Origin of the sequence: Pandoraea nosoerga (assembly GCF_902459585.1) — a bacterium.
In the GTDB taxonomy this organism is placed as follows: Bacteria; Pseudomonadota; Gammaproteobacteria; order Burkholderiales; family Burkholderiaceae; genus Pandoraea; species Pandoraea nosoerga.
This window is the reverse complement of record NZ_CABPSC010000001.1, coordinates 499,975-524,465: the sequence shown is the minus strand read 5'-3', so window position 1 is coordinate 524,465 and position 24,491 is coordinate 499,975. Positions and strand designations below refer to the sequence as shown.

Below are 24,491 nucleotides of genomic sequence, written 5' to 3'. Positions count from 1 at the left end.
CAAAAGCTGGGTTTTTAACCTGTCAAGTATCCCCGTCCGAGCTATGGATGGTCAAGTCTGGCGGCCAATTCCCGCCCGGACGGGAGTGCGCCGGGATCGCGCACGTTGCCTGAATCTTCGGCAGGCCGGCGATTGCGCCGGCCTTACCACCGGGCGCCGGCCACGCCGCACGCCGCGGCCAGAAAGTCCGCGAAGGCCCGAATGACGAGCGATGCCTGACGATGCTGGGGGTAGACGACATGAATGGCGGCCTCGGGCGGGGCGAACGCGTCGAGCACCGTCACGAGGCGGCCGTTGAGCAGGGCGGGCGCGACGATGAACACGGGCAGTAACGTGATGCCAAGGCCGGCCACGGCGGCGTCCCGGGCCAACTCGCCGTTATTGACGCGCAGACGGCCCGACACCGGGATGTCGAGGGCGTGGCCGTCGCGCTGGTACGTCCACGTCACGCGCTGGCTGTGGCCGTAGGGCAGCAGCGCGTGCTCGCGCAGCGCCTCCGGGGTCTCGGGCGTGCCGTGCGCCTCCAGATACCGCGGACTCGCGCACGTCACCATGCGCATGGGCGCGATGTTGCGGGCAATCAGCGACGAATCGGCCAGCGCGCCGATGCGCACCGCCGCGTCATACCCTTCGCCGATGATGTCCACCGTGCGGTCGTTGAGCTCGAGCTCGATGCTCACGTCCGGATAGGTCGAGAGAAACGACGGAATCACCGAGCCCAGGAACATCGTGCCGAACGACATCGGCGCCGAGACGCGCAGATTGCCGCGCGGGCGCTCGCCTTGACTGCTCACGGCGAGGTTGGCGGCCTCCACGTCTTCGAGAATGCGCCGCGCGCGCTCGTAGTAGATGCGGCCCAGGTCGGTCACGGCAAGCCGCCGCGTCGTGCGCAGTAGCAGCCGTGCGCCGAGCGACTGCTCCAGCGAGGCGATGCGGCGGCTCACGAACTGCTTCGAAAGCCCGAGTTTCGTGGCGGCGCCGGTAAAGCTCATCGCCTCCACGGCGTTGACGAAGATGCGCATGTCGTCGAGCAGATCCATCGTCCGGCGTCCTGTTGTAAGAGATGGGCAAGAGGCGGCGGGTGACAACGGGAGGCGGCGCCTCGTCATTGTCACCCGGCAAACGACAATCTTAGCCGGAAGCGCCCGACGCCGGGCGCCGCGCGGTGCTCATCGCAGGGCCAGCCGCAGCCCGAGCAGAATCGCTGCCGTTCCCGCCACCGCAAGCGCCGTCGGCCGGTGGCCGAAGATGCCCCAATCGAGCAGGGCGGTGACGACCGGCACCAGATAGAACAGGCTGGTGATGGTAACGAGGTTGCCCATCGCGATCATGCGGTAGAGCAGCAGCGTTGCGCCGACCGAAATCACGAGCCCCATGTACAGCAGCGCAAGCCAGAAGCCGGCGGACGCATCGACGTGCCAGGGCTGCGTCGGCACGACGACGAGCGCCATCGCGAGCCCGACCGCGTATTGCAGCGGCAGCACGTCGAGCGGCGTCTGGCGCGAGCCCTTCTGCGCGAGGGTCCCGAGCGTCATGCACGCGAGCGCGGCGAGCGCCCAGGCCGAGCCCGTGATGGAGAGCTGCGCCGAGAGCAGGCTTTGCGCGACCACGAGCGCCAGGCCGCCAAGGGCCAGCGCGAGCCCGGCCAGACGCCGGCCGCCATGCGCGCGTTCGAGCGCCACGAGCGTGAGGATGGGTTGCACGCCCATCACGGTGGCGAGCGCACCTGGCGTGATGCCATAGGCGAGCGAGAGCAGATACGCCGTCTGATAGCCGCCCACGAGCAGCACGCCGGTGCCGGCTACCTGCCAGCGCGTGCCCGCCGCCGGCCACCATTGACGCCGGGTGAGCGCGACGAGCGTGAGCGCGGCGAGCGCCACGCCCAGCCGGATCACCAGAAACGCGAACGCCGACGCGTGCGCGAGTCCCCACTTGGCGGCCAGCGCGCCGCCGCTCCACAACAGAACGAACAACAGCGTTGCGCCATGACGGCGCCACGCGAGTGCATCGACTTGCATCGATCTTCCCCTGCAAAAGGATGTCCGGCCCGGTGGCGTATGGCCCGCACGCCGCACATGCCGCGCACGTTGCGCACGTTGCGCGCGAAGGCGAGGCGAGCGGAGCGCAGGCCTGCAACGCAGGCGCGCAACGCGCGGGCCGAACAATCATTCGAATGAAAACGTGTCGGGACGGGCGACAGGCACCCGGCGACGTCGGACGTGGCCTCAGGCCACTGCGACGATGGCGACGGCGCTCGCCACTGCGGGCGATGCCACGCCGGCCGGCGGGGGAGGGGCGACTGCGACGAAGCGGGCGCGCAGCCGCGAGCCCGCACCGCGTTGCGGCGGCGCGACGGCAAATCGGACGGATGCGCGTGCAGTCATGGGTCGATCAGGGAAGCCGAAATCGAGAATGACGTCGAAAGGAGAATGACATCGAAACTGCCCGTCACTCGACGGGCGTGCGCACACTGTACACGGAGCCGGTTCCCGCGGCAAGCGGGCGGCAAGCAGGCGGCAAGCAGGCGGCGAGGGGGCAGCCAGATGGGCTCAGGCGCCCGGCCACATGCCGGTGCGCTCGAGCGTGGGCGACGCTTCGCCGTCGCGCCACGCGGCGGGCAGCGCACCGCGCACGCGTCGCGCTTCGCGCACGTGCAGCCTCACGAGCCGCTGCGCACCGGCGAAGCCGCTTTGCGATTCGTCTTGCCAGAGAATTTGCGCGTCGCCCGCCACATGCAGGAAGTCGCCCGTGGCGAAGTCGACGAAGACGAGGCCGGCGCGAGGATTCGCATGCAGATTGCCGAGCGTGTTGAAGTACGCGTTGCCGCGAAAGTCGGGCCACACGAGCGTGTTCGCGTCGTCCACCCGCACGAAGCCGGGCTTGCCGCCGCGATGCGAGACGTCCGTGCCGGCGCTGCGCTCGCTCGCGCCTTCGCCGGCGTAGTGCGTCGCGATGAAGAACGTATCGCTGCTTGCGATTTGCCATTGCGCGTCGTCGTCGAGCGCACTCTGCGGCGGCTCGGCCCGTGGTGGCATCTCGTGCTGCTCGGAGGTGATATCGCGCTTGCGGATGTATTGCGGACAGTTGCCGAAACTCTGCGCCACCCGAATGGCGAAGCCCTCGGCATCCGCCTCGACGATTCGCCCGTTGACGCGATTGCGACGCCGCGTGGAAGGCTCGAGCCCCAGCATGCCAACGCAGGCGCCGGCCGTGAGGGCGCCGTGCAGCGGATCGGTCGCGGGTGGCAGTGCGTTCACGCGCAGCACCGTCGGATCGGGCGAGTGGGCGAAACCTGGCGCGCCGCTCACGAGCGTGGCCCACGGCTGGCCGTGCGCGTCGAGCGCGCCGACGATCAGAAACGGCAGTTGCGCGAAGAACGTGCGGTGCTGATCGGGCATCGCGGTGCGGATCACGCGCGTGCCGAGTTCGGCCATGGCGTCGAGCGAGCCCGCGCGTTGCTGCACGGCGAGTTCGCCGGCATGGAATGGCGACAGCGGCGGGGCGGCGCAGGCGTCGGCCACGGCTCCAGGGCGAGAGGCGGGGACGGTCATGATGGCCTCACGCGGCCTTGCCGGCGTTCAGGCCGCACGGCGACGACGCCATCGGCAGGAAGCGCGGCAGGCTCGCCACGCGATCGAGCCATGCGCGCACGGCCGGGTACGGCTCGAGCGAGACGTTGCCCTCCGGTGCGTGCGCGAGATAGGCGTAGCAGGCCACGTCGGCGATCGTCGGGGTGTCGCCCGCGAGAAAGCGCGGCGCGCCCGGCGACGCCAGATGGGCCTGCATGCGCGTGAGCAGCAACGTCGCGCGTTCGTGCATCGCCGTGGTGTCCACGTCGCGCCTGAACAGCACGACGACGCGTGCCGCCGCCGGGCCGAACGCCAGATCGCCCGCGGCCACCGACAGCCAGCGCTGCACCTTTGCGGCGCCAAGCGGATCGCGCGGCAACCACGTGCCGCTCGCGTCATAACGGCTCGCGAGATAGACGAGGATGGCGTTCGAGTCGGCGAGCACCACGCCGTCGTCATCGATCGCAGGCACCTGTCCGAACGGATTGATGGCGAGATACGCCGGCTGCTTGTGCTCGCCTGTGGCGAAATCGATGTCCACCGTCTCATACGGCAGATCGAGCAGATGCAGCATCCACTCGACGCGATGGCAGTGTCCCGACAGCGCGTGGCGATACAGGCGGATGGGCCGCGCTGGGCGGGCGGGGGCGGTGGCGTGGGGTGTTGCGGTTTGGGCGGACTGGTTCATGGCGCGTCTCCGATAGTGAACTTGCCGCGAGCCGGACGACGGGGCCGGCGGCGGATGAGCCCATTCTCCATCTCGCCGTTTTACGGATAAATACGGGAAAGTTGATTTGACTACTCCAATATTCGGAGTAATGATGCGCGGCATGGACAAACTTCGTGCAATGCAGACATTCGTCGCCATCGTCGATCAGGGCAGCCTGAGTGCGGCGGCGCGCGTGCTGGGTGCTTCGCTGCCCGCGGTGGTGCGCACGCTCGCGGCGCTCGAGGCGTCGCTCGACGTGCGACTGCTCAATCGGACCACGCGCCGTATCGCGCTCACCGAAGAAGGGCGCACCTATCTGGACACCTGCCGGCAGATCCTGAGCGAACTGCACGAAGCCGAGGCGCGGCTCGCCGCACGGCACGAAGCGCCGAGCGGCACGCTCGTGGTCACCGCGCCGGTGCTCTTCGGCCAGTTGCATGTGGCGCCCGCACTGCACCGGTTCCTGCGCGCGTACCCGGCGGTCAAATGCCGGTTGCTGCTCAACGATCGCGTGGTCAATCTGTGGGAGGAGGGCATCGACGTCGGCATCCGCATCTCGCCGCTGGACGATTCCACGCTCGTCGCGCAGGGCATCGGCGCCATTCGACGCGTTGTGGTCGCGAGCCCCGCCTGTCTGGCCGAGCAGGGCGTTGTCGCGCATCCGCGCGAGCTGATCGGCAAGAACTGCATTCGCTCGCATGGCGGCGGCTACGGGCAGTGGCGATTCTGGGAGGCGGGGCGCGAGTTCGTCGTGCCGGTCGACGGCAACCTGGAGATCAATCACGGACTGACCGCCGTAGAGGCGTGTCTTGCCGGCATGGGCTACGGCTGCTTTCTGTCGTATCAGGTGGCCGCGCCGGTGGCCGACGGGCGGCTCGTGCGCGTGCTCAAGGATTACGAAGGCCCGGCCCGGCCCGTGAACATCGTGTATCCGCATGCGCGGCTGCTGCCTTCGCGCACGCGCGCGTTCGTGGAGTGGATGAAGCGGGAGCTGCGAGACGTGCCTGTGGTGTGAGCGCTGGAGGGGCGCAAGAGGGGGGCGAAGAGTGGGCGCAAGGGACGCAAGAGGGCGCGCAGATGGCCGCGTACCGGCAAGGGGGCCGGATAAAAGAACGCGGAAAGCGACAAGGCCGCTTCCCGCTTAAAAAGCCCGCCGACGCCACCGGCGGGCCGCTTCGTCCTTCATGAGCGATCAGTCGTCGCGGTCCCGACGCCAGCCGCGATGCCAGCCGCGATCGTGACGGTCTTCCCAGCGGCGCTCGCGCCAGTCATCCCACCGGTCGCGACCGTAGTACACGACCGGGCGCGGCGCCACGTAGACCGGTCGAGGCTGCACGTATACCGGTTGCGGTGCGACGTACACGGGCGGCGCCGAGACGACCGGTGCCGGCACGCCGAGATAGAGGCCCACGTCGACATGCGCCGAAGCGGCGCCCGAGGCGAGTGCGGCGGCGGCGCCGAGTGCCGCGATGACGAGAATGCGTTTCATGATGTCCTCCGTTGCGCGCGACGCTCGAGGCTTCGGTGGCGAAAACGCCGCGCGTGCAGGCAATAGTGATGCCGGTGATTCGGCGCGATGGGCGCACACGGCGGTGTTTGCCAGTGCTGGTGCGCGTGTCGTCGAATCGTTGTTGCCAGTGTATGGGCTGCGACGCACGACAGGTGCTACGAGTTTGTCGGGTGTGTGTCGTTTTGTAACGCCGGTGGACGGGCCCCCGCGCCGCCGTCCCGCCGGATGTCGCCGGAGGTGTCGCCAGAGGGGGCGCCATTCATCGACAGGCGGGCGACGCGTGCGTGACCGAAGCCCACGCAAAGCGCACGACAATGCACACGAAAGCGGGCACCGAAAAAACAAAAGGCGTCACGCGAAAACGCGCAACGCCTTGTGTCTTGATTCGTTGGTAGGCTCGATTGGACTCGAACCAACGACCCCCACCATGTCAAGGTGGTGCTCTAACCAGCTGAGCTACGAGCCTAGAAAGACCGCGAGTATAGGGTCAATTTTCGGAGCTGGCAAGTCTTTCGCGCGAAAATCCGGAAAAAAGTCTTCGGCGGCGTCACTCGCCGCGCTTGGCCGCGCCGCGACGCGGCTTGAGTCGCACCCAGATGCCCTTGTTGCCCCCGCTCCCCGAGCGTTGCTCCACGTCGAACAGGCCGATGGTGGCGACCAGATCGCTTAGCTTGCCGAAGCCGTAGTTGCGCGCATCGAAATCCGGCGCCTGCTTCGCGATGTGGCTGCCGATCGCGCCGAGACTCGCCCAGCCGTCCTCGTCGGACACGCCGTTCACGGCATTGCGCAGCAGGCGCACCAGCCGCGCATCGCGCTTGAGCTCGGAGGCACTGCGGCGCTTGCGCGGCGTCGGCGCTTCGTCGTCGTCCGGTTCGTCCTCCTGGCGCAGCAGTTCGGTGTAGATGAACTTGTCGCAGGCCGTGACGAACGGCTGCGGCGTCTTGCGCTCGCCGAAGCCGTACACGATCAATCCCTGCTCGCGGATGCGCGAGGCCAGACGCGTGAAGTCGCTGTCGCTGGACACGAGACAGAAGCCGTCGAAGCGCCCGGTGTAGAGCAGATCCATCGCGTCGATGATCATGGCGCTGTCGGTGGCGTTCTTGCCGACGGTGTAGCGGAACTGCTGAATCGGCTGGATCGAGTATTCGAGCAGGCACTTCTTCCATCCGTCGAGATTGGGCTTGGTCCAGTCGCCGTAGATGCGTTTCACGCTCGCCACGCCGTACTTCGCCACTTCGGTCAGCAGCCCTTCGACGATGGCGGGTGCGGCGTTATCGGCGTCGATCAGGACGACGAGCGTGGGGCCCTGGGCGGCCACCGGCGTTGTGACAGGCATGGCGAGGCTCCTTGAACGCGAAACGTTGCGAGATCAGGCGATACGGTACCGCATTATGGCCCGGATCCTCACGCATGCCGCGAGCGCGTTCCATCGTCGCGGTGTTGCCCCAGCGGCGCGAACCACAATACCGCAACGCCCGCGAGCAGACTCGCGGCGGCAAACATCAGCCCGGCGGTAAACGAATGCGTCCAGTCGCGCAGCGCGCCCACCACGATCGGGCTGAGCGCCGAGCCGAGATTGCCCACCGCGTTGATCACCGCGAGGCCCAGGGCGCGCGTGTGCGGCGCGAGCGTGCGCTCGGGCACCGTCCAGAAGATGGCCATCGCGGTGTAGGCGCCGGTCGAGGCCATGGCCACACCGGCCAGGCGCCACGACGGCTCCGGCGCGAAGCACGTCACCCCCCAGCCGGCGGCGGAGAACAGCATTGGCAGCACGAGGTGCCAGCGGCGCTCCTGCAGACGGTCGGAGCGGCGGCCCCACCAGATCATGCCGGCGATCGTGCATACGGACGGGATGGCGGCGAGCAGGCCGATCGTTACGTTGCTGCTCGTCGTGCCGAAGCTCTTCACGATCTGCGGAATCCACAACGATGCGAGCGAAAGCGTATTGACGAGGCAGAAATAGCCGAGCGCGAATTTCGCCACGCTCGGCGCGAGCATTGCGCGCCACATGCGCTGATCGGCGGCGTTCGCGCGCGGTGCGAGCCGGGCGGCCGCGCCCATGCGGTCGCGGGCGATCATTGCCAGCAGCGTCTGCTTTTCGGCGGCGCTCAGCCAGCGCGCGTCGGCGGGCTTGTCGTCGAGATACCACCACGTCACCAGACCGAGCAACACGGTCGGCAGGCCTTCGAGCACGAACAGCCATTGCCAGCCGGCGAGTCCGGCTACGCCGTCGAGCCGCAGCAGATAGCCCGACGCCGCGGCGCCGAGCGCAGACGTTACCGGCATCGCGATCATGAACCACGCATTGGCGCGCGCGCGCGCGGTGCTCGGGAACCAGTCGCCCATGTAGAGCAGCATGCCGGGGAGAAAGCCGGCTTCGGTGATGCCGACGACGGCGCGAATGAGATAGAGGCTCGTGGCGTCGTGCGCGAACATCGTGGCGCTCGACGCCAGCCCCCAGGCGACCAGGATGGCGCCGATCCAGCGGCGCGCGCCGAACTTCACCAGCATCAGGTTGCTTGGCACGCCGCACAGCACATACGTGAGATAGAACACGCTCGAGGCCATGCCGAACATCGTGCTCGTGAGGCCCAGGTCCCGGCTCATCGTCAGCGCGGCAAAGCCGACGTTGATGCGATCGAGGAACGAGAACAGGAACAGCACGAACAGAAAGCCGAGCAGGCGACGCGAGATCTTGCGCACGACCTGGCGCTGCGCGATCTCGCTGGCCGGGTCGGACAGCGCGCGCGTTGCCTCGGAGGGCTCGGCAGGGTTCGCGAGAGCGCAAGGGGTGGGGGCGATCGCCTGCGCGGACGCGGCGGACGTGATATGGCTCATGATGGGTGTCTTCTCCAACGCTCCCCGCCTTGTCTGGATGGCGGTGTTATGAAGTGGGCCCGCCATCGGGGGCGGGCGCCGGAAGTCAAGGCACGAAAGGTACGGAACGGTTCAGGGCGATGTGCGGTGGGCTGTGGGGACTTCAGGCGGGCTGCCGGCGCGACGCCTGCCCGATGAGATCGATCACGCGTTGCGGATCGTCGATCTCATGCGCGAGCAGCAGTGCGACCTTCGCGAGCCGCAACTCGCGTTCGTCTGCGGGAGCGTCGTCGATGGCCAGCGCGAGGGCGTCGTAAATCTCCTCGAGTCCGGCAATGGCGGTTTGTGCGTTTGTCATGGCGGTGCTTCCTTCGGCGTGCAGGCGATTCAGGCGCGGGCCGTCGCCTGCGTCAGCGCACGGCCCAGGCGGGCGGCGTCGAGCCGCTGCCAGCGTGCGCAGATGTGATGGTCGGGGCGCAACAGGTAGGCAGTGCCGTCCGTTGCACCGTACTTGCGGGCGGCGCGCCCGCCCGGATCGGGCAGCGTGAGGTCCGCGCCCGCGACCGCCTCGCGGGCCTGCGCGAAGGCGATCGCCGTCACCGGGATGCCGCGCTCGCGCCAGTCGGCGATTTCGCGCCGCAGCGCCTCGTCGAGCGGTGCGTCACCGAACGTCACCAAGTGGAAGGCGGCGCCGAGATGGTCGTACAGATAGTCGTCGTGGCCGAGCTTCACGTTGGGCGCCGGGGCGCCTGCGCACGGGCCGGCGCTCATGCGCGCATTGTCGTCGTCCCGGCTGTTGAGCGGCGAGTCGCGATAGTCGTGCGCGCGCGACGTGCGCCAGTGAAACAGCGGCCGCACGAACTCGTGATCGAGCGAGAGGTCGAGCACCGCGTCGCGCAGCAGGCGAAAGCCGTGCGTGGGTGGCGTCATGAAACGGGTGCTTTTGCCGGCTTCGGCGATGATCTCGCGCGCGGCGCCCACGCGGTCGTGCGTGTACGAGCGCAGCAGTTGCGCCGGCGCCGCGCCGCTCGCCACGGCCGCGAGTTTCCACGACAGGTCGATGGCGTCCTGAAAGCCGGTGTTCGCTCCGCGCACGCCGAAGATCGGCAGCAGATGCGCCGCGTCGCCCGCGAACAGCACACGACCATGCACGTAGTCGGGCAGTGTGAGCGCACGGGCCGAGTACACCGAACACCAGTCGAGCTCCCACGGCTTGCCGCCAAACCCCATCATCTCGAGTTGCGCGTCGATGCGCTCGCGGATCGTCTCCGGCCGCAATGCGTGCTCGGAGGTTTCGCTCGCGGGCAACTGATAGTCGACGCGCCAGATGCCGTCCGGCTCGCGATGCATCAGCACCGTATTGCCGGGGTTCCAGTCGGGCGCGAAGTAGGCGAGCCGCTCCGTCGGCAGGTCGAGATCGATGCGGATGTCCGCAATGACGAAGCGGCCTTCGTAGCTTGCGCCTTCGAGGCGCAGCCCGAGCGCGCCGCGCACCGTCGAGCGTGCGCCGTCGGCGGCCACGAGCCAGCGCGTGCGCTGCGCGTATTCGCCCTCGGGCGTGTCGATCCGCAGCGCCACGTGATCGTCGTGCTGCGTCAGGCCCACGAGCTTGTTGCCCCAGCGCATCTCCACGAGCGGCTCGCGCTCGATGGCATCCGCCAGATAGCTCTCGAGCACGTTCTGCTGCAGGTTGATGAGCGGTGCGAAGCGGTCGTCTTCATCGACCGGCGACTCCATGCGAAACACGCGCTGGCCGCGGTAGTACGAATTGCCGCTGGTCCACGGCAGGCCTTTGGCCACGACGGCGTCGGCCACGCCGACGGCCTGCAGGATCTCCTGCGAGCGACGCGTGAAAACGATGGCACGGCTGCCTTCGGACACCTGCTGCTCGGCGTGCAACACGACGCAGCGCACGCCGTGGCGGGCGAGCGCGAGCGCCGTGACCATGCCGATGGGCCCGCCGCCGACGACGGTTACCGGCGCTTCGGCCAGGTCCTCCGGCGCACAGCGCGGGAAGGCATGAGGATGGACGCGGTACGCGTGATATAGCGACGCGCGCGGCGTGGTCTCCGGTCGATGCATGATGCGACACCCATGAGGCTGCTCGGCGCACGCGCATCGGGTCCCGTGTCAGCGCAGAAACAGCGGATGCGCAGCACGCGATCGACAAAAAACGTCATCGAGCATTTGGTTGCTAACGCAACAATTCTAGTGTGCTAATGTTGCGTTAGCAACCAAATCACGACCCATTTCGCCTAGGGGAAAACACTGAAATGCGGCCAGCCCACAAGACCCTCGATCAGTTCCTGACTTACAAGATGCACCGCCTGATGAAGCAGCACGACAAGCGCATTGCGCAGTCGTATGCGCAGGGCGCGCAGCTGAGTCTGGCGGAATCGCGCGTATTGGCGGCCGTGGGGACGGCGGGGGCCTTGTCCAACTCGGAGCTCGCGCGCCGCGCGAATCTCGACAAGAGCCAGGCGAGCCGCGGCGCCGACGGGCTGGTGTCGCGCGGCCTCGTGCGCCGCAGCCCCGACGAGCACGACGGCCGCGCGGTCAAGGTCACGCTCACGCCCGAGGGCGAACGCGTGTGGCGCGTGGTGATCGCGGCGGCGCGCACGCACTACGACCGCCTGTTCGAGGCGCTCACCGACGACGAAATGCGCGTCTACGAGCGCCTGCTCGACAAGCTGCTGCTGCGCTCGGACGAACTGGACGAACAGGCGGACTGAGGGCGGCGCGGCCTCGGAGATCTCACGCGGCTTGCCTGCGGCCGATGTTGTCCGGGCGCCCAAGCCCGGGGCGTTACGCGAACGCGAGCGACTTCGTCAGATCGCCGGGCGGCATGGCGCCGCGCGCCGCAAACGCGGCGTTGCGGTGCGCGATGCCCTCGAGCGTGGGCAGATCGTACAGACGCGTGATGAAGCGCAGGATCGACGTGGTGTCGTAGAACGTATGGTCCACGTTGGCGCGCCTGGCGAACGGCGAGACGACCAGCGCCGGAACGCGCGAGCCCGGTCCCCAGCGGTCGCCCTTGGGCGGCGCCACGTGATCCCACCAGCCGCCGTTCTCGTCATACGTGATCACGACCATCATGTTCTGCCACTGCGGCGACTTCATCAGGTGCGCGAGCACGTTGGCCACGTGCTGATCGCCCGACGCCACGTCCGAATAGCCGGCGTGCTGATTCAGGTTGCCCTGCGGCTTGTAGAACGTGACGGCCGGCAGCTTGCCGGCGATCGCATCGGCGATGAATTTGTTGGAAATCGGGCTGTCGCCCTCACCGCCGTCGCGCAGGTGTCGCTCGCGCGCCGCCGTGCCCGGCGCGAACTGCGCGAAATAGTTGAACGGCTGGTGGTGGTACTGGAAGTTCGGCCTGTCCGCGCCGCCCTTGTGATCGAGCGCCGATTGCCACGCGCCGGCGTACCAGGCCCACGACACGCCCTTGTTCGAGAGCAGGTCGCCGATGGTGGCGTAGTTCTGCGGCGGCAGCGTCGCCGGGTTGGACGGATCGGCCAGATGCCGGTCTCCCGACGCGGCCGGCTTGATCGGCGACGGCTGGTAGGGCGGCATCATCGTGTTGACGGCGAAGCCGTCCGGCGTGATGGCGCCGTCGCGCACGAACCTGGGCTTGCCGTCCGCGGCCGAGGCGGGCGAGTCCGGCGCCACGGCCAGGCGGGTGCCTTGCGGGCCGTCGGCGAGCACCGCGATCTTGTCCTTCGCCGGGCTCTGTTCGGCATTCGGGTACACCGGCGGGCGCGCCGAGACCAGAAACTGGTGATTCAGGAACGAGCCGCCGAAAGCCGCCATGAAGAAGTTGTCGCACAGGGTGTACTGCTGTGCGATCTTGTACAGGTCCAGCGTTCTGGCGGTTTCGCCGTAGTAGCCCATCACGAGCCCGCCCGAGTCCGCCCACGCGGCGAACTGGTTGTTGGCGCCGCCGTTGATCTGCATCTGGTTCTGCCAGAACAGATGCCACAGGTCGCGCGTGATGACCGACTCCGGCAGTAGCTTGCCATCGGCGTCCTTGAGCATGTACGGCGCGTTCGGCTGACGCGCGAGGTCCTTTTCCGTGATGTGGTACTTCTTGCCGCCGATCGTCTGCGCGCGCGGCACCAGACCGTCGAAGACGGGCGGCAGCAGCGACATCGGCGTCTTGCCGTCGCGATCGAGCTGCGTGTAGACGGACGCGGGCACCTTCGAGAGCGGCGCTTGCACGCCGGGGAAATCGGCGAACAGATTGTTGAAGCTGCGGTTCTCGAGATAGATCACGACCACGGTCTTGATGTTGGCCTTGAGCTGGGCGTCGAACGTGCCGCCGGCAGCGACGGCCGTCGGTGCGCCGGGGTCTTGCGCGGCGCAGCCGGACAGCGCGCTCGTGGCGCCGGCGGCGCCGGCCGCGCCGATGGCGGCCAGGCCCTGCAATACGCGGCGGCGCGACGGGTCGGTCGGATCGTTGTCCTGGGCGCTGGGGTGTTGCGCGGGATCGTTCGGTCGGGATTTGGCGTCGTGGGTCATGATGTCCTTGTTGGCAAGTCAGGCGAGTCAATCGAGTGAGGCCAGTCGGGCGGTCGGATCGAGTGGATCGGCTGGATCGGCTGGATCGGGCACCGAGGCGCTGGCGTGCCCGCGACCGGACGGCAACAGGTAACCCGCGAGCGACGGCGTCACCCTGCCCGGGCGGGCGAGGCAGACGACGTTTTTACGCGCGGATCGTGACAATTCGGTGACGCCGCGATGGCGTCACGCGGTGCGAAACCCGGCAGGGGAGAGGCGGTGGCGGCGGCGCCGCGTCAGGCGGATGGCGGGGCGTGCGCGCCCGCGTAGCCGGAGTCCTCGAACAGCTCGGTGCGGAACTGCTCGGCCAGATCGTCGAGCAGCGCGCGCAATGCGCTCGGCATTTGCTTGCGCGAGATGTAGACGCCGTAGGCGGTCATGTCGCGCGGCACGTAGTCCGGCAACAGCGCACGCAGCGTGCCGGCGCGCAGATGCGGCAGCGCGGAGTACACCGGCTGCATGGCGATGCCCGCGCCCGCGAGCGTGGCCGCGAGCACGACGTTGGCTTCGTTCGCGGAGAAATTGCCGTCCACCGGCACACCGAGCGGCGCCCCGGCGTGCGTGAACTGCCAGAGGCTCTTGCTGAAGTACGCGTATGTCAGACAGTTGTGCAGCGCGAGGTCCTCGGCGCGTTGCGGCGTGCCGTGCCGCTGCAGATACGAGGGCGCGGCGCATACCACCGAGCGGCACGTCGCGAGCCGGCGGGCAATGAGGCCCGGCGACGGCTCGGTCGTCACGCGTATCGCGAGGTCGATGCGTTCGTCGACGAGGTCCACCGTGCGATCGGCCACCACGAGATCGATCGCCACGCCCGGATGTCTGTCGATGAAACGCGCGACCGCGGCCGCCAGAAACGCCTGCGCGAGCGAAGTGCTGCAGGCCACGCGCAACAGGCCGCGCGGCGCGCTGTCGGCGTGCGACGCGCAGGCCAGATCGTCGGCGATGCCGAGCATCTCGCGGCACCGGGGCAGGGCGTCGTTGCCGGCGTCGGTCAGGCTCACCGCGCGCGTCGTGCGATGCAGCAGCCGCGTGCCGAGCCAGGCTTCGAGTTCCGCCAGATAGCGCGACACCATGGCGCGCGACATGTCGAGCCGCTGCGCCGCGGCCGTCAGCGAGCCGCGATCGGCCACTTCGGTAAAGACGCGCATGGCAGTCAGACGGTCCATGATTTGCTCGAACGATGCAACAAAGTGATCGTCATTATGGGCTTTTTTGGAGCGATCGGCGCGACTACGATGGCAGGTATGAAACGCGCCGCGTATCGACGCCGGCATTGCACGGGACACACAAATGACGCAAGCACGATTGCATTACATCGCCGACCCGCTGTGCGGGTGGTGCTACGCCGCGGCGCCGCTGGTCAAGGCCTCGCGAGACGTGGCGGGGCTGGACATGGTCTTTCACGGCGGCGGCATGATGGCCGGGCCCAACGTGCAGCGCGTCACGCCGCAACTGCGCAATTACGTGATGCCGCACGATCATCGCATCGCTTCGCTGACCGGTCAGCCGTTCGGCGAGGCCTACTTCGAAGGGCTGCTGCGCGACACCACGGCCGTCTTCGATTCGGCGCCGCCCATCGCTGCGGTGCTCGCCGCCGAAGCCCTGGGCGGACGCGGCCTCGACATGCTCGCCGCCGAGCAGCAGGCCCATTACGTCGAGGGCCGGCGCATCGCCGATCGCGACGTGCTTGTCGAGCTCGCGGCGCAGCTCGGCCTGGCGCGAGACGCGTTCGCGAAGGCGTTCGATGCGCAGGACGCCCACGCCCTCATGCTGCACTTTCGCGACAGCCGTGCCTGGCTTGCTCGCGCGGGCGGCAGCGGCTTTCCGACGTTCGCGCTGGAAGTCGATGGCCGGCTCGAGCGGCTGGAGCCGGGCCGCTATTTCGGTCGGCCCGACGCCTGGCGCGACGCATTGCGCGAGCGGGTGCTCAAGGCACAGGCGGCACGGGCGGCAAAGGAGGCACGGGCGGCATCCGGCGATGGCGACGCCGCGCCGCTGCCGCAGTGCGGCCCCCAAGGCTGCGCCCTCTGAGCGGGGCGTCGGCATTGCGTCTCGTCCCCACACCGAACCGCGAATCGAATTTCCCCCCCTCGCTCCCAGGAGAGTCCTGATGAAAGTTGCCTTGATTGGTATCACCGGCCGCGTCGGTACGCGTGTCGCAGAAGAATTGCTCTCGCGCGGCCACACGGTCACGGGCATTGCGCGCAATCCGGAGCGCGTCGAGGCCGAGAAGGGCTTGACCGTGCTCAAGGGCGACGCCGCCGAGCCGGCCTCGCTCGCCCCGCTGCTCGCCGGCCACGATGCCGTGATCAGCGCCGGCCGTTTCGTGTCGGTCGATGCCGCCAGACTCATCGACGCGGTCAAACGCGCGGGCGTGCCGCGTCTGCTGGTCGTGGGCGGCGCCGGCAGTCTCGAAGTCGCGCCGGGCAAGGCGCTCATCGATACGCCGGAATTCCCGCAGGCGTACAAGGCCGAGGCCGGCGCAGGCCGCGAGTTCCTGCAGGTGTTGCGCGCCGAGCCGGCCGATTCGCCGCTGAACTGGACGTTCCTCTCGCCGTCCGCGCTGTTCGAGCCGGGCGAGCGCACGGGCAAGTTCCGCCTTGGCGGCGATGGGCTGCTCGTGGACGCCAACGGCAAGAGCTGGATCTCGATGGAGGACTACGCCATCGCGCTTGTCGACGAGCTCGAGAAGAACCAGCATCCGCGCTCGCGCTTCACGGTCGGGTACTGAGCGACGGCGCAACGCTCCGCCAGCCGCCCCCCCCGGCGCTCGCACTGCGCGCGCGCGTTGCCGGTGTGTTGCCAGTGTGTTGCCAGTGTGTTGCCGATGGGGTGCGATGTGGTGCGATGTGGTGCCGTCGGCGTCCGGTCAGCGCGCCTTGCGCAGCGTCAGGTTAAAGCGCACGGCGTTCGCGTCGAAACTGCCCTCGACGCTCGCGATGCCGTGATAAGCGAGCCGCGATTGGCCGCCCCACACCACCACGTCGCCCGGCTCGAGCCGGACTTTGCGCGTGCGTGCGCCACGCTGCAATCCGCCCCACAGGAAGATTGCCGGCAATCCCAGCGAGACGGACACGATGGGCGCACCGAGCTCGCGTTCGTCGCGATCCTGATGCAGCGTGAGGCGGGCGTCGAGCGTGTAGCGGTTGATGAGGCAGGCATCCGGCGCAAAGTCGGGATAGCCGGCCGCCTGCGCCGCGTCGCGCGCCAGACGCGCGAAAGACGCCGGCATGCGCGGCCACCGCTGCTTCGACAGCGGATCGTGCGTGCCGTACCGATAGCCCATGCGGTCGCTGATCCAGCCCACGTCGCCGCAATTGGTCATCGCCACCGACATGCGCTTGCCGCCGGGCGTCAGCCAGTGGCGCAGCGGCGCCTGGGCAATCACCGCGTCGATGTCGGCCTGCAACGCGGCCAGCCGTTCGAGCGCGAAGCCGCGCAGCACGAATGCGCCCGGGCCGAGCGTATCGGCGTTCGGGCCGCCACGGGCCGAGTCGTCGGGTGCATGGCTGAAGAGGTCCGGCGTCATGTGGCGTCGTGCAGGATCACGCCGAGCGTGTGCCGATGGCCGCTGCGCACGCGGCTCACACCGTGCCGCATGTTGACGCGATACGCGCCCCGCGTGCCGTTGACCGGGCGATGATGCACGGCGAACACCACGGCGTCGCCGCGCGCGAGCGGCACCACCTCGGCGCGCGACTGCATGCGCGGACGCTGCTCGGTGAGAACGAATTCGCCGCCGGTGAAATCCTCGCCGGGCTGCGAGAGCAGGACGGCCACCTGCAACGGGAAGACGTGATCCCCGTAGAGGTCCTGGTGCAGACAATTGTAGTCGCCGGGGCCGTAGCGCAGCAGCAGTGGCGTGGGACGGCGTTGCCCCGCGGCGTGGCATTGCGCGAGATAGGCGCGATGCGTGGGCGGGTAGCGCGCGTCGATGCCCATCGCCTTGTGCCAGCGATGGGCGATCTGGCGCAACGGCGCATAGAACGCTTCGCGCAGTTCGGCCACGAGCGGCGGCAGCGGATACGCGAAATACTGATACTCGCCCCGCCCGAAGCCGTGGCGCGCCATCACGATGCGGCTGCGAAATCGCGGCGAGGCCGGCGCCGCGCCGGTGCGCCCGTGCACCGTCTCGCCGTACATCTCGCGCAGCGATGCGCACTCGTGCGCATCGAGCAACGCGGGAATGCGCGCCGCGCCGAAGCCGTTCAACGCGTCTTCGAGCGCAGCCCAGTCGAGCTTGTGCACGCGATCGCTCACGATTTCTCCTCGCCGTGCGCGCGTGGCTGCGCCGGTTGTCCGTCGTGCGCCTCGAGGCGCTCCTGCGAGAGCAGCGCACGCTTGCGCTCGACGCCCCAGCGATAGCCGGACAACGCCCCGTCGTTGCGAACGATGCGGTGGCACGGGATCACCACCGCCAGCGGGTTCGATGCGCACGCCTGCGCGACGGCTCGCACCGCTCGCGGTGCGCCGATCCGGCCGGCGATCTGCGCGTAGCTTGCCGTCTGTCCGGCGGGCACTTCGCGCAGCGCTTCCCAGACCCGTTGCTGGAACGCGGTGCCGCGCACGTCGAGCGGCAACGACAACCCGATGCGCGGCGACTCGACGAAGCCCACCACCTGCGCCACCCAGCGTTCGAATTCGGCGTCCGCGCCGACGAGCTCGGCCTTCGGAAAGCGATCCTGCAAGTCGCGCACGAGCGCGTCGGGATCGTCGCCCAGCGCGATGGCGCACAACCCGCGCGAGGTCGCCGCCACCAGCAGCGCGCCGAGCGAACACTGCGCGACCGCAAAGCGGATCGACTCGGCCCTGCCGCCTGCGCGGAACGCCGCCGGCTTCATGCCGAGCACGGCGTCGGCGTTGGCGTAGAAGCGGCCGTTGGAATTGAAGCCGGCGTCGTAGAACGCCGACGTCACGCTCTGCGCGGCGGGCAACGTCTCGCGCACGCGTTGCGCGCGGCGCCCGTTCGCATAGGCCCGCGGCGTGACGCCGGTCACTGCGCGAAACAGCCGGTGAAAATAGTGCGGGCTCAGGCCGGCTTCGGCTGCCAGCGCTTGCAGACGCGGCGGCTCGTCGGCCGTCTCGATGCGCCGGCACGCCGCCGTGACGAGCGCGGCGTGGCGCGCGTCGAGCGTGTCCTGATCGGGCCTGCAGCGCTTGCACGGGCGAAAGCCGGCGCGCTCGGCGGCGGCCGCATCGGCATGGAACGCGACGTTTTCGCGCCGCGCCAGACGCGCACCGCACGACGGGCGGCAGTACACGCCGGTCGTGCGCACGGAATAGAAGAATTCGCCGTCGGCCTGCTTGTCGCGCGCGACGATGGCCGCCCAGCGGGCGTCATCGCTCGCGTAGCGCGAGTGCGCCGCGCGATCGTCGGCCGGCGCGCGGCGCGCGGGCGGGGCGCCGGCGCTGCGGCCGGCGCGGGACGGGCGTTTGGCGGTCATTGGATTGGCATGCATTGCGAGGGTCTCCCGTGGACTGATCACTTGCCTTCAGTGTAGGGAGTCGCGCTCGCGGGTGCGCTCCGTTTCTTGCTGTCGAATTCGGTCAGACGCCGGGCGGCAGGGTCGTGCCGAGCTTGGCGGCCAGGCTCATCACCATCACGAGTACCAACGCCTCGACGCCCACCACGCGTGCGAAGGCCGACGTGTCGAGGGGCTTCTCGCCGGCATCGAGCGCCAGGCGCGGCAGCAGGCGCCAGCGGTTCCACGCCCCCAGCATGGCGGCGCACGCGACCAGCAACAGCTTTGTCCCCAGCCATGAAACATACGGCGCGTTCGGCGTGGCGAACCACAGCGACGGCGTTTCGCCGAGCGTGCGCCATGCGTTGAAGCCGCCGGTCACGAGGGCGACGAACATGGCGAGCGTCGCGATCGACGACAGACGTTCGCCATAGGCCGCCCGCGCGCCGACCGGCCAATGCCGCCAGCCCGGTATCACGCATCCGGCGACGAGCAACGCGCCCGTCCACGACGCCGCTGCCGCTACGTGCAGCGAGTGAATGCCGATGGCCAGCCACGGCATGGCAGCGTCTGCCGCATGGCCCGTGCCGGCGCGCGCGAGGGCGAGCACCACGGCGCCGGCCGCGTACACCATGCGCGCGTGACGCTCCTGCCGGTGCTCGCGGCGATGGTGCCGGTCGCGCGGATCGTCGGCGATGGGCGGCGAGGCAAGAAGCCTGCGCCGGGCGTCGTACCAGGCCCAGGCGCCCGCACAGAGCAGCAGCGCACCGAGCCCGGCGACCCACTGCATCCGGCCGAAGTACGAGCGCGTGAGCACCCGCCACACGTCGCCGAGCATCGCGTCCGTGCTCTCCCAGTCGCCGCCGGTCATGGCCTCGGTGCTCGCGAGTACGTAGGCCATCCAGGCGAGCACCGCGAGGCCGGCGGCGAAGCCGGGCAGCACACGCCGGGTCAGGCCGCTGCGCACCGCGTGCGGGCTGCGCAGGAGCAGCACGCCGAATGCGAGCGCCAACGCGAGGTTGAGCAGGCCCGCCGTGGCGGGCTGCCAGGTGCCGGCGGCAAGCTCTGCCGACATCACTTCACGGTGAACTTGAAGTTGCCCTGCGTGCGGTGGCCATCGCTCGCCACGGCCACCCAACTCACCTGATAGCTGCCCGCGCCGAGCGCAGGCAGCGAGAGCGTGAGGGTTTTGCGGGCGGCGTCCAGTCCGGCTTGGGCGTCGGTGACGGACCTGCCCTTTGCGTCGATCACCGTGAGCTTCGAAAAGGCGCCTTCGAGCGCGGAGTCGAATGTTACGCGCACCGACGTCGGTGCTTCGACGACGGCCTGCGCGGCCGGCTCGCTCGACACCGCATGCGCATGCGCCCACGCGCCTTGCGAGAGTGCGGCCAGACTGACGGCCGCGGCAAGCGCGAGGCCTTGCGCCGCGCGACGCAGGGCGCGGCGCGATGGCAGCGGCAGGGGGCTGCGGGCGGCGCAGGCCGGGGAGGCGATCTTGATAGTACGCATGTCGTGTCTGGCTAAGGAGTCAGGGAAGCGGCAGCGGGACGCGGAGATGATGACGCGAAATGGTGACGCAAAATGGTGACGCAAAATGACGACACGAACCCCCGCCCCGAATTGGCCAGGCGTGCCAGAGGTCGTGATGGCGGCCCGCCCCGTTCCGAAGGGGTACGCAATCTGCGTCGCTTACGCAGTATCGCAGACCTTGCAGACCGATGCAGCCGCCCGACGGTTCCGCCTGAGCGCACCTGATGCGGCGATGCGTCCGTCGTTTTGCAACTAAGTTGCAAAAATAGCGGAGGCGCCGTATCATCGCGCCGTATTGCAACTTGGTTGCATTAATGAGGCGCGCATCCATGACATCCCCTTTCGCTTACGCCGGCGGCACGGACGGTCGTCTGCCCGTGACCGTGCTGTCCGGCTTCCTCGGCGCGGGCAAGACCACGCTGCTCAATCACGTGTTGCGAAATCGCGAGGGTCTGCGCGTGGCGGTGCTGGTCAACGACATGAGCGAGGTGAACATCGACGCCTCGTTCGTGGAGCGTGGGGCCGCCGCCGCGGGCGCCGCCCTCTCGCGCACGCAAGAGCGTCTCGTCGAGATGAGCAACGGCTGCATCTGCTGCACGCTGCGTGAGGATCTGCTTATCGCCGTGCGCGAACTCGCGCAGGATGGCCGGTTCGACTATTTGCTCATCGAGTCGACGGGCATTGCCGAGCCGATGCCGGTGGCGGCGACGTTCGAGTTTCGCGACGACGCGGGGCGCTCGCTCGCGGATGTCGCCCGACTCGACACGATGGTGACCGTTGTCGACGCGCTGCACGTACTCGAGGATTTCCATGGTCTCGACACGCTCGCACAGCGCGGCGAGGTGGCCGGCGACGAGGACGAGCGGCGTCTTGCCGAGTTGCTCACCGAGCAGATCGAATTCGCCGACGTGGTGGTCGTGAGCAAAGTCGATTGCGTCGACCCGGCGCGGCTCGAGGCCGTCAAGGCGCTCATCGCGGGACTCAATCCTTCGGCACGCATCGTGCTGGGCGAGCGCGGCGCGGTGCCGCTCGGCGAAGTGCTTGGCACGGGGCGCTTCGATGCCGGGCGCGCCGCGCAGATGGCGGGCTGGGCGCTGGCGCTCGCGGGCGAGCACGACCCGGAGACCGATACTTACGGGGTGACGAACTTCGTGCTGCGCCATCGCGAGCCGCTGCATCCGGCGCGCTTCGCGGCATTCATGTCGAAGCCGTTCGACGGGCTGATCCGGGCAAAGGGCTACGTCTGGACGGCGAGCCACCCGGCGTGGGCGCTCGCGTATTCGCGCGCCGGCAACACGGCCACGCTGGAGACCGTCGGTCAATGGTGGGCCGCGGCCGACACGGCGCAGTGGCCGCCCGAGGGCGACCCGCAACGCGCCGCGATCGAAGCGAACTGGGAAGCGCCGTGGGGCGACCGGATCAACGAGATCGTATTCATCGGCCGCGACATGAACCGCGCGGCCATTGAAAAGGCGTTCGATGCCTGCCGGCTGAGCGCCGTCGAACTGTCGCAAGGGGACGCCGCGTGGCGCGGCAGCGAGCATGCGTTGCCGCTGTCGATGACGGAAGACACGGCATGAGCCGTGGGCGCATGCGCTGACGCACGGCATCATCCCATGCGCCGCGGCCCGCGAGATCATGGCGGCCGGCACGAAGCCGTACCGGCCGCCATGGCGCCTGCCGCGGACATTGCGCCGCCGTGCCGATGCCTCAGAAGTCGGGTGTCTCCACCGCACGCAGGTCGAACACGAGCACTTCGGCATCGCGGCCGTTGGCGAGCGTGAGTGCCGTTTCTCCACGAACGCGCACACCATCGCCTTCACCGAGCGCCACCCCGTTCAGGCTGACGCTGCCGCGCGCTACATGCACATAGGCGTAGCGGTCCGGCGCCAGCGCGAGCGTGGCCGACTCGTGCGCGTCAAACAGACCCGCGTACACGCGCACGTCCTGGTGAATGCGCAGGGAATTCCCGGCGCCGTCCGGCGAGAGGATCATGCGCAGGCGGCCGCGCTTTTCTTCGGGCGCAAAACGCTGCTGCTGATACTCGGGCGCGATGCCGGTCCGATCGGGCACGATCCAGATCTGCAGGAAATGCACCGGCGACGTGTGCGAGTGATTGAACTCGCTGTGCGCCACACCTCGTCCCGCGCTCATCAGTTGCACGTCGCCCGGCTCGATCACCGACCCCGTGCCCATGGTGTCCTTGTGCTCGAGCGCGCCCTCGAGCACGTAGGAGAAGATCTCCATGTCGCGGTGCGGATGCTTGCCGAAGCCTTGCCCGGGCGCGACGCGATCGTCATTGATCACGAGCAGATCGGAGAAGCCGACCTGCGTCGGATCGTAGTAGTTCGCGAACGAGAACGTGTGGCGCGACTTGAGCCAGCCATGGTCGGCAACGCCTCGGTCCGCAGCTTTTCTGATGTCCAGCATGATGGGCTCCTGTGTCTTCATCGATTCGTCGGGAGGCCGTGAGCGGCCTCGATGAATAGGATTGTAGGGTCCTGACGGATAACAACAATCCGTCTGAAATGCGAATTATTGTCATCTGAAATGTGACAATCTTCGGGGGCAAAAGCCTGTCTTCCTAGGCGGGGGGCGGACGATTCCGCGGCTCGGGCTTCGAATTTCCGAAAGCGGGGAGGGCAATGCGCGTGGTGGCGCGCGATGTGCGAGACTACGAGCCTTCTTTCGCCGGGTGGACCGGTCCGGTCGCCCAACGAGGCCGCCGGCATCGCACCCCGCGCCGCAAAGCCGTCCGAATGCCCCCACAGGAGAGTCGTCATGAGCCGCACCTATGCCTTTCGTATCGTCAACGTCTTCGCCGAGAGCACCTTCGGGGGCAATCCGCTGTGCGTCTTCGAAGACGGGGAGGGACTGAGCGACGAGGAGATGCGACTGCTCGCCAGGCAGTTCAATCTTTCCGAGACGACGTTCATCTTCGCCTCGGAAATTGCCGACGCGCATGTGCGGATCTTCACCCCGGGTTACGAAATGCGGTTCGCGGGACATCCCACGCTCGGCACCGCCCATGTGCTGCGCGCCATGCGCGGGCTCGGCGACCAGGTGACGCTGCAATTCGCCGCCGGGCTGGTGCCGGTCGAGGCGCGCGGCGACCACTGGACGCTCACGGCGCCCTCGTCGGGCGAGCCGAAGATCGCGAAGGCGTCGGAAGCGGATGCGGATATCGCAGCGCTCGTGCGCCTCGGCCGCGACGATCTCGCGCAGTCGCCGCAGTGGGTCGACACCGGGGCGGATCAGTTGCTCATTCCGCTGCGCACCGCCGATGCGGTGGCGCGCGCGCAGCCGGACAGCGCGCGCATGGATCGCTGGCCGCTTTCGAGCCTCGAGCGCAAGACCGGCTATGTGTTCTCGCTCGACGGCGAGAAGGACGGCGAGTTGCAGGTCACGGCTCGCTATTTTTTCACCACGCAGGGCGGCGGCGTCAGCGAGGACCCGGGCACGGGCTCGGCATGCGCCAACCTCGGCGGCTGGCTGATCGGCCAGGGCTATCCGTTGCCCGTGCGCGCGCGCGTGTCGCAGGGCGATGCCATCGAGCGCCCGTGCCGTCTCACGCTTGAAGTGACGGCGGATCGCCAGATTCGCGTCGGCGGCAACGTGATCGAGCTCGCTCGCGGCGAGGTGAACCTCGAAGCGAGCCTGTAAGCCGTGCCGGGAGACGACAGTCGTATGTTTGCTCTGGCCGCACCCGTCGAGACCGAACTGGAGATCAGGAAGAGCCGGTTCATCGGCATCGTCATGCCCGTGGCGTCGCGCGAGGCCGCCATGCGCGAACTCGACGCGCTGCGCGTGCGCTATCCCAACGCCACGCATTACTGCTGGGTGCTGCTGTGCGAGGGCGCGTCGGGCTTCGACGACGATGGCGAGCCGGGCGGCACGGCCGCCAAGCCGATGTACAACGTGCTCATGCACAAGGGGCTCGCCAACGTGTTCGCCGTGGTCGTGCGCTACTACGGCGGCATCAAGCTGGGCGCGGGCGGACTGACGCGCGCCTACGGACAAGCCGTGAGCGAGGCGCTCAAGCTTGCCACGCTCACGGCCGTGGAACCGGTGACGCAGATCCGCTATCGGGTGGCGTTCGCGCACGAAGCGACGCTGCGCCGCCTGGCCGAGCGCTTCGGCGCCGAAGTGCTCGACGCCGTATATGACGACGCCGTAATCCTGCGCCTGCGCCTGAAGGCGCGCGACGTGCAGGCGTTCGAGACCGACGCCACGCAGGCGCTGAGCGGCGGACTCGAACGGCGCGATTGACGGCGCGATTGAGGGCGCGATTGAGGGCGCGATTGACGGCGGGCGTCGGTCTGCTGCCGGCGCCTGGC

At 68.6% G+C, this 24,491-nt stretch carries 23 protein-coding genes, 1 tRNA gene and 1 pseudogene; 7 read left to right on the top strand and 18 right to left on the bottom strand.

Going from position 1 to position 24,491, the window contains the following annotated elements; translation table 11 throughout:
- Positions 1-143 precede the first annotated feature (143 nt).
- From PNO31109_RS02410 to PNO31109_RS02395, 4 genes are all read right to left on the bottom strand, one after another.
- Positions 144-1,040 carry a LysR family transcriptional regulator gene (locus tag PNO31109_RS02410; RefSeq protein WP_150554018.1) on the bottom strand — a complete coding sequence of 299 codons (897 nt, stop codon included), beginning with the start codon at positions 1,038-1,040 and terminating at the stop codon, positions 144-146.
- Positions 1,041-1,169: 129 nt separating this feature from the next.
- Positions 1,170-2,018: a DMT family transporter gene (locus PNO31109_RS02405; RefSeq protein ID WP_150554017.1), complete on the bottom strand. Its 849-nt coding sequence runs from the start codon at positions 2,016-2,018 to the stop codon at positions 1,170-1,172.
- Positions 2,019-2,549: 531 nt separating this feature from the next.
- The gene (locus PNO31109_RS02400) at positions 2,550-3,551 is read right to left on the bottom strand and encodes a pyridoxamine 5'-phosphate oxidase family protein (RefSeq protein ID WP_241014250.1); all 1,002 of its coding nucleotides are present in this window, start codon (positions 3,549-3,551) and stop codon (positions 2,550-2,552) included.
- Positions 3,552-3,558: 7 nt separating this feature from the next.
- The gene (locus tag PNO31109_RS02395; RefSeq protein WP_150554016.1) at positions 3,559-4,257 is read right to left on the bottom strand and encodes a glutathione S-transferase family protein; all 699 of its coding nucleotides are present in this window, start codon (positions 4,255-4,257) and stop codon (positions 3,559-3,561) included.
- A gap of 142 nt (positions 4,258-4,399) precedes the next feature.
- Here PNO31109_RS02395 and PNO31109_RS02390 point away from each other — a divergent pair, with 142 nt between their 5' ends.
- A complete protein-coding gene (locus PNO31109_RS02390) occupies positions 4,400-5,293 on the top strand; it encodes a LysR family transcriptional regulator (RefSeq protein WP_150554015.1) in 894 nt (297 codons plus the stop codon).
- Between the two features lie 177 nt (positions 5,294-5,470).
- Here PNO31109_RS02390 and PNO31109_RS02385 read toward each other — a convergent pair whose 3' ends face one another.
- The 6 genes and pseudogenes from PNO31109_RS02385 to PNO31109_RS02360 form a co-directional block, all read right to left on the bottom strand.
- Positions 5,471-5,767, bottom strand: a complete 297-nt coding sequence (locus PNO31109_RS02385; protein ID WP_150554014.1) for a hypothetical protein — start codon at positions 5,765-5,767, stop codon at positions 5,471-5,473.
- A 410-nt stretch (positions 5,768-6,177) separates the two neighbouring features.
- Positions 6,178-6,254: transfer RNA gene (locus PNO31109_RS02380), tRNA-Val, on the bottom strand.
- An 84-nt stretch (positions 6,255-6,338) separates the two neighbouring features.
- Positions 6,339-7,124: pseudogene (locus PNO31109_RS02375) on the bottom strand (NYN domain-containing protein); the annotation flags it as partial.
- 68 nt (positions 7,125-7,192) lie between these two features.
- Positions 7,193-8,626, bottom strand: a complete 1,434-nt coding sequence (locus tag PNO31109_RS02370) for an MFS transporter (RefSeq protein ID WP_150554012.1) — start codon at positions 8,624-8,626, stop codon at positions 7,193-7,195.
- A 142-nt stretch (positions 8,627-8,768) separates the two neighbouring features.
- Positions 8,769-8,963 carry a DUF2783 domain-containing protein gene (locus PNO31109_RS02365; RefSeq protein ID WP_150554011.1) on the bottom strand — a complete coding sequence of 65 codons (195 nt, stop codon included), beginning with the start codon at positions 8,961-8,963 and terminating at the stop codon, positions 8,769-8,771.
- Positions 8,964-8,992: 29 nt separating this feature from the next.
- On the bottom strand, positions 8,993-10,687 hold the full coding sequence (locus PNO31109_RS02360) for an FAD-dependent monooxygenase (RefSeq protein WP_150554010.1): 1,695 nt from the start codon (positions 10,685-10,687) through the stop codon (positions 8,993-8,995).
- Between the two features lie 191 nt (positions 10,688-10,878).
- On the opposite strand from PNO31109_RS02360, the gene PNO31109_RS02355 reads away from it, so the two are divergent.
- Entirely contained in the window at positions 10,879-11,337 is a 459-nt protein-coding gene (locus PNO31109_RS02355) for a MarR family winged helix-turn-helix transcriptional regulator (RefSeq protein ID WP_150554009.1), read from the top strand.
- Between the two features lie 73 nt (positions 11,338-11,410).
- On the opposite strand, the gene PNO31109_RS02350 is transcribed toward PNO31109_RS02355, so the two are convergent.
- Both PNO31109_RS02350 and PNO31109_RS02345 read right to left on the bottom strand, forming a co-directional pair.
- Positions 11,411-13,123: an acid phosphatase gene (locus PNO31109_RS02350; RefSeq protein WP_150554008.1), complete on the bottom strand. Its 1,713-nt coding sequence runs from the start codon at positions 13,121-13,123 to the stop codon at positions 11,411-11,413.
- A gap of 275 nt (positions 13,124-13,398) precedes the next feature.
- Positions 13,399-14,328: a LysR family transcriptional regulator gene (locus PNO31109_RS02345; RefSeq protein ID WP_150554007.1), complete on the bottom strand. Its 930-nt coding sequence runs from the start codon at positions 14,326-14,328 to the stop codon at positions 13,399-13,401.
- Between the two features lie 124 nt (positions 14,329-14,452).
- Here PNO31109_RS02345 and PNO31109_RS02340 point away from each other — a divergent pair, with 124 nt between their 5' ends.
- Together PNO31109_RS02340 and PNO31109_RS02335 are read left to right on the top strand one after the other, a co-directional pair.
- Entirely contained in the window at positions 14,453-15,193 is a 741-nt protein-coding gene (locus tag PNO31109_RS02340; protein WP_150554006.1) for a DsbA family protein, read from the top strand.
- Between the two features lie 79 nt (positions 15,194-15,272).
- Positions 15,273-15,893, top strand: coding sequence for an NAD(P)-dependent oxidoreductase (locus tag PNO31109_RS02335; RefSeq protein ID WP_150554005.1), 621 nt, complete (start codon positions 15,273-15,275; stop codon positions 15,891-15,893).
- A gap of 138 nt (positions 15,894-16,031) precedes the next feature.
- Here PNO31109_RS02335 and alkB read toward each other — a convergent pair whose 3' ends face one another.
- The 5 genes from alkB to PNO31109_RS02310 form a co-directional block, all read right to left on the bottom strand.
- Positions 16,032-16,691 carry a DNA oxidative demethylase AlkB gene (gene alkB, locus PNO31109_RS02330; RefSeq protein WP_150554004.1) on the bottom strand — a complete coding sequence of 220 codons (660 nt, stop codon included), beginning with the start codon at positions 16,689-16,691 and terminating at the stop codon, positions 16,032-16,034.
- A complete protein-coding gene (locus tag PNO31109_RS02325; RefSeq protein ID WP_150554003.1) occupies positions 16,688-17,422 on the bottom strand; it encodes a 2OG-Fe(II) oxygenase in 735 nt (244 codons plus the stop codon). The genes alkB and PNO31109_RS02325 overlap by 4 nt, the downstream gene beginning before the upstream one ends.
- On the bottom strand, positions 17,419-18,621 hold the full coding sequence (gene ada, locus PNO31109_RS02320) for a bifunctional DNA-binding transcriptional regulator/O6-methylguanine-DNA methyltransferase Ada (RefSeq protein ID WP_241013706.1): 1,203 nt from the start codon (positions 18,619-18,621) through the stop codon (positions 17,419-17,421). The genes PNO31109_RS02325 and ada overlap by 4 nt, the downstream gene beginning before the upstream one ends.
- A gap of 88 nt (positions 18,622-18,709) precedes the next feature.
- Positions 18,710-19,699: a CopD family protein gene (locus PNO31109_RS02315; protein ID WP_150554002.1), complete on the bottom strand. Its 990-nt coding sequence runs from the start codon at positions 19,697-19,699 to the stop codon at positions 18,710-18,712.
- Positions 19,699-20,133, bottom strand: a complete 435-nt coding sequence (locus tag PNO31109_RS02310) for a copper resistance protein CopC (RefSeq protein WP_150554001.1) — start codon at positions 20,131-20,133, stop codon at positions 19,699-19,701. Before PNO31109_RS02310 ends, PNO31109_RS02315 begins: the two co-directional genes overlap by 1 nt.
- 350 nt (positions 20,134-20,483) lie before the next feature.
- Between PNO31109_RS02310 and PNO31109_RS02305 the strand changes: the two genes are divergently transcribed.
- On the top strand, positions 20,484-21,734 hold the full coding sequence (locus PNO31109_RS02305) for a GTP-binding protein (protein WP_150554000.1): 1,251 nt from the start codon (positions 20,484-20,486) through the stop codon (positions 21,732-21,734).
- 130 nt (positions 21,735-21,864) lie between these two features.
- Here the strand turns inward: PNO31109_RS02305 and PNO31109_RS02300 are convergent, their stop codons facing one another.
- Positions 21,865-22,584, bottom strand: a complete 720-nt coding sequence (locus PNO31109_RS02300) for a pirin family protein (RefSeq protein WP_150553999.1) — start codon at positions 22,582-22,584, stop codon at positions 21,865-21,867.
- Between the two features lie 351 nt (positions 22,585-22,935).
- Between PNO31109_RS02300 and PNO31109_RS02295 the strand changes: the two genes are divergently transcribed.
- Positions 22,936-23,817: a PhzF family phenazine biosynthesis protein gene (locus PNO31109_RS02295; protein ID WP_150553998.1), complete on the top strand. Its 882-nt coding sequence runs from the start codon at positions 22,936-22,938 to the stop codon at positions 23,815-23,817.
- Between the two features lie 24 nt (positions 23,818-23,841).
- On the top strand, positions 23,842-24,423 hold the full coding sequence (locus tag PNO31109_RS02290) for an IMPACT family protein (RefSeq protein WP_150553997.1): 582 nt from the start codon (positions 23,842-23,844) through the stop codon (positions 24,421-24,423).
- The last annotated feature ends 68 nt before the right edge of the window (positions 24,424-24,491 follow it).